Annotated in this window: 3 protein-coding genes and 1 pseudogene; 1 reads left to right on the top strand and 3 read right to left on the bottom strand. The window is 72.4% G+C overall.

Annotated features, from left to right (window positions below; all coding sequences use genetic code 11):
• Positions 1-214 (top strand): annotated as a pseudogene (locus tag AC27L3_RS29470) (ATP-binding protein); the annotation flags it as partial.
• A gap of 125 nt (positions 215-339) precedes the next feature.
• On the opposite strand, the gene AC27L3_RS29465 reads toward AC27L3_RS29470, so the two are convergent.
• From AC27L3_RS29465 to AC27L3_RS29455, 3 genes are all read right to left on the bottom strand, one after another.
• Positions 340-540, bottom strand: coding sequence for an acyl-CoA carboxylase subunit epsilon (locus AC27L3_RS29465; protein WP_344435868.1), 201 nt, complete (start codon positions 538-540; stop codon positions 340-342).
• Between the two features lie 17 nt (positions 541-557).
• Positions 558-2,141, bottom strand: coding sequence for an acyl-CoA carboxylase subunit beta (locus AC27L3_RS29460; protein WP_487237108.1), 1,584 nt, complete (start codon positions 2,139-2,141; stop codon positions 558-560).
• A 175-nt stretch (positions 2,142-2,316) separates the two neighbouring features.
• Positions 2,317-4,710, bottom strand: coding sequence for a polysaccharide lyase 8 family protein (locus AC27L3_RS29455; protein WP_487237107.1), 2,394 nt, complete (start codon positions 4,708-4,710; stop codon positions 2,317-2,319).
• Positions 4,711-4,748 lie beyond the last annotated feature (38 nt).

Genomic DNA, 4,748 nt, shown 5'->3' with positions numbered 1-4,748 from the left:
GGCCGTCGACTACTTCGAGAACAGCGGCCTGCCCTTCGTCATCGCCCTCAACGGCTTCGACGGGCACCAGCCGTACACGCCGGAGGAGGTCCGCGAGGCGCTGCAGATCGGCCCCGACGCGCCGATCATCCAGACGGACGCCCGCCACCGCCACGAGGCGAAGAGCGCTCTCATCACGCTCGTCGAGCACGCGCTGATGGCGCGGCTGCGCTAGCTCGGATGCGAAGAGGTCCCCGCACTCCTCGTCGAGTGCGGGGACCTCTTCGCGTGTGCCGCAGGTACGGCGAAGGCCCCTCACCCGTGGGTGAGGGGCCTTCGCCGTATGCGGTGCCGGTCCGGTCAGACCTGCCAGCTGTGCGGCGCTCTGAAGCCGGAGGTGCGCTCCAGGCGGCGCCAGGGGGCCGTGGTGCGGCGCGGGCGGGTGTCCTCGGCGGCGCCGGTGCGGCCGGCCGCGGCGCGGGCAAGGAGGACGGCGGTGACGGCGGCCAGTTCCTCGGCGTCCGCCGTGCCCTTCTCGACGCGTACGAGCGTGTCGTTCATCGCTGTGTCTCCACTGATCACTGGGGCGGGTTGCCGTGCTTGCGGGCCGGCAGGTCCGCGTGCTTGTTCGCGAGCATCGCCAGCGAGCGGATGAGCACCGCCCGGGTCTCGACGGGGTCGATCACGTCGTCGACCAGGCCGCGCTCCGCCGCGTAGTACGGGTGCATCAGCTCGGCCTTGTACTCCTTGACCATGCGGGCCCGCATGGCCTCGGGGTCGTCGGCGTCCGCGATCTGCTTGCGGAAGATGACGTTGGCCGCGCCCTCGGCACCCATGACCGCGATCTCGTTGGTGGGCCAGGCGAAGGTCAGGTCGGCGCCGATGGACTGCGAGTCCATGACGATGTACGCGCCGCCGTAGGCCTTGCGCAGGATCACCGAGATCCGCGGCACGGTGGCGTTGCAGTACGCGTACAGCAGCTTCGCGCCGTGCCGGATGATTCCACCGTGCTCCTGGTCGACGCCGGGGAGGAAGCCGGGTACGTCCAGAAGGGTGATGATCGGGATGTTGAAGGCGTCGCACATCTGGATGAAGCGCGCCGCCTTCTCCGAGGCCTCGATGTCGAGGACGCCGGCGAGGGACTGCGGCTGGTTGGCGACGATGCCCACGACCTGGCCGTCCATGCGGGACAGGGCGCAGATGATGTTGGTGGCCCAGCGCTCGTGGACCTCCAGGTACTCGCCGTCGTCGACGATCTCCTCGATGACCTTGCGCATGTCGTACGGCCGGTTGCCGTCGGCCGGCACCAGGTCGAGCAGGGTCTCGCCGAGGCGGTCGGCGGGGTCCTCGGAGGCGACGCGCGGCGGGTTCTCGCGGTTGTTCTGCGGCAGCAGCGACAGCAGGTAGCGCACCTCCTCCAGGCACGTCTCCTCGTCGTCGTAGGCGAAGTGCGCCACGCCGGAGGTCTCGGCGTGCACGTCCGCGCCGCCGAGGCCGTTCTGGGTGATCTCCTCGCCCGTCACCGCGCGGACCACGTCGGGGCCGGTGATGAACATCTGGGAGGTCTCCCGGACCATGAAGACGAAGTCCGTCAGGGCCGGGGAGTAGGCCGCGCCACCGGCGCACGGGCCGAGCATCACGCTTATCTGCGGGATGACGCCGGAGGCCTTGGTGTTGCGCTGGAAGATGCCGCCGTAGCCGGCGAGGGCGGAGACGCCCTCCTGGATGCGGGCACCGGCGCCGTCGTTCAGGGAGACCAGCGGGGCACCGGCCGAGATGGCCATGTCCATGATCTTGTGGATCTTGGTGGCGTGGGCCTCGCCCAGCGCACCGCCGAAGATCCGGAAGTCGTGTGCGTAGACGAACACCGTCCGCCCGTGCACGGTTCCCCACCCGGTGATCACGCCGTCGGTGTAGGGGCGCTTGGCCTCCAGCCCGAAACCGGTCGCGCGGTGCCGCCGCAGCGGCTCCACCTCGGTGAAAGAGCCCTCGTCAAGCAGCAGATCGATGCGTTCGCGAGCGGTCAGCTTGCCCTTGGCCTTCTGCGCCTGGGTCGCCCGCTCGCTCGGACCACGCCGAACCTGCTCACGGATCGCGTGCAGCTCGGCGACGCGCCCTCGGACGTCACTCGCCTCTACGGGCGCACCTTCGACATTGCTCATGGAAAGACGGTACGTGGCAGGCGTCCCGGAACATCATGTCGGTTCCTTACAACGTAGCGTGGCTTTTGGTGGGCAGGCAGCACAGAAGTGGGCAGCCCCCTTATCACCCCTTGAGCAGTCACCGGCGGTCCCACGCTGTGACTACTCAACAAATCCGGCCGGGCCCGGCGGTCAATCACGCACCTTGACCGGCCCCGGGGACCGCCGGCCGGGCCGGTCGGACCCGGCACAGGTGCGGTGCGCAGGCCGTCCCCGGCCGCACCCGCAGCCGCAGGACGGGGGTCGTGGTCAGGACCTCCACCGTGGGGTCCCGGGCAAGGACGCGGGTCACCGGGTGGGACCAGGTGACCTCGAAGGGCTCGCCGGTGCGCGGCGGCTCGGCGAGGTGCAGGGTCGCACTGTCGCGGCCGTGGCGCACCAGGACGCAGGAGGGGGCCGTGACCGTGAGGGGGCCCACCGTACCCGGGGCCCAGAAATTGACGGCGGTCAGGCCCAGGGGGGCGACGGTCACGCCCTGGTGATCGACGGTGTTCGCCAGCACGGTCAGCCGGCCGCCGTCGGCGGCCCGCTCGGCGACCGCCTGCTCTCCGGCCCCCGGCATCAGCACGTAGAGGTAGCCCTCGTCGTCGGGATCGGTGCCGTGCGGGTGCAGCAGCGCGAGGTGGCGCCGGGTGAGCGGGGTGGCCGAGCCGCCGGTGTTGATGTCGCGCCATGCGCCGGTACGGGCCTCGTACAGCGCCTCCAGCGGGGCGCCGCCGGGCAGGACGTAGCCGCCGTGGCCGGGCAGGTGCACCCAGTGGGCGCGGTCGAAGGACTCCGGCCGGCCGTCGTGCAGCACGCGGCGCTCGCCGTCGACGGTGAGGACCGCGTCCGCGCGGCCGAGGTGGCGGTTGTCGACGACCGTCTCGACCTCGGCGCCGTCGGTCGCGGTGACCCCCGCGCCCAGGCAGATGATCGCGTCGTCCGCGAAGAACCACGACTTGCGCGCCTGAAGGCTGGAGCCCAGCCCCTTGAGGTGCTGCCCGATCGCCGCGTACGTGCCGTCGGTGACGCCGCCCACCCAGCGCACGTCCGGCTTCGGCTGCCCCCAACCGCCGCCGGCGTTGTCGGCCAGCGGCACGGCGCTGACAGTGGTGCCGGGCAGCCGGTAGGGATCGACCGTGGGCCAGAAGGCATCGCCGTAGGGATCGGCGGGGCACTCCTCGTGCCACCAGCACAGCATGCCGGCGCCGGTGTGCCAGCCGCGCGGGTTCTCGCCGTTGCCGTTCTCGTAGTACGTGATGCGGTCCGAGGCCATCGCGAGGGAGGCGGCCCAGCCGGGGCGGCGGTGCACGGCCCGGTCCATGGAGGCGAACAGGCGGTGCCCGACCGGCTCGGGCAGGACCGGCCCCGGGCGGGCGGCGACGGCGGCGAGGCGCGCCAGATCGGCCGGGCCGAACTGGGGGTCGCTCAGCAGCGGCCGCACCCGGTCCCGGGCGGCCCAGCCCCTGATCATGCCGTGCCAGCGGTCCCGCTCCGCTGCCGGCGCGGCCTCGGCCAGCAGGGCGACGGCGGCGATGAGGACGTGCCCGCGCTGCCGGTCGCTCTGGGCGGGTGCCTGCGGATCCGCGGCGGTCACGCCCCTGCTGACCGCCCGGCCGGAGACGCAGTCCATCACCAGGCCGTCGTGCACGAACGGCGCGAAGGCGTGCTCGACCCCGTCGATGACGGTACGGCGGGCGGGATCCGTGACCTCCCACGGCGAGTCGCGCAGGAGGACGAGAAGACGGGCGAGGCCGTCGAGCAGGACACAGCCGTACGTACCGGTGTAGGCGACCCACGAGTGCTGGACGAACGACCCGTCGGCGTACAGGCCGTCGCCCTTGACGACAAGGGGGAACACCGGCGACAGCGCGTCCCGGGCGAGCGCGACCTTGCCGGGCGCCCGGCCCAGAACACCGCGCAGGGCGACGACGCGGCACAGGTCGACACGGTTGGCACCCGTGCTGGTGCCGGAGTACGCGCCGAGCGCGGAGTCCGGCACGAAGTGGTCGACGGCGGCGAGGTTCCCCTGCAGCCGGGCCTCACCAGCGGCGTCGTACAGCACGGCGAGCGTGTCGAGGAGGAGACGCGGCGAACCGATCTGCCACTCCCACCAGTTGCCGTAACGGGCGGTGCCGGAGTGGTAGACGCGCCCGCCGACGTGATCCAGCCCGGCCAGCACGTCGGCGAGGAGAGCGGGCTCCCCGGTGAGCCCGGTGGCGGGCTGGACGTACGCCTGGGCCATCGTGAACAGCCGCGCATAGCTGGTGGTGATGCCGGCCGGCGGATCGAAGGGCGCATCCGGCCACAACGAGCCGGGGGCGGGGCGCATGGCCGCCCGGTGCGTGGCGGCAAGCGCTCCGATGCGGCGCAGGGCGCCGGCGTAGGGGGCGGCGGTGGGGTCGAAACCGGTGCCGAGGGTGAGGGCGGTCCAGCGTCTTCGGAGCACGGCGAAGGGGTCGGGCTCGGTCCGGGGGACGGCGCCGAGGGCGCCGAGGGCGCCGGCGGCGGTGAGGAAGGTGCGGCGGGTCCAAGGGGTGGCGGCCACGGCGTTGTTATTCCCCCACCCCGCCCCTTCCCGAAACC

The organism is Streptomyces sp. PKA51, assembly GCF_057552455.1.
The sequence above is the reverse complement of the archived record's forward strand: the minus strand, read 5'-3'. Positions and strand labels throughout refer to the sequence as shown.

Coding starts and splice junctions, on each gene's coding strand:
- AC27L3_RS29465 (WP_344435868.1), bottom strand. CDS start 540: ATGAACGACACGCTCGTACGCGTCGAGAAGGGCACGGCGGACGCCGAG.
- AC27L3_RS29460 (WP_487237108.1), bottom strand. CDS start 2,141: ATGAGCAATGTCGAAGGTGCGCCCGTAGAGGCGAGTGACGTCCGAGGG.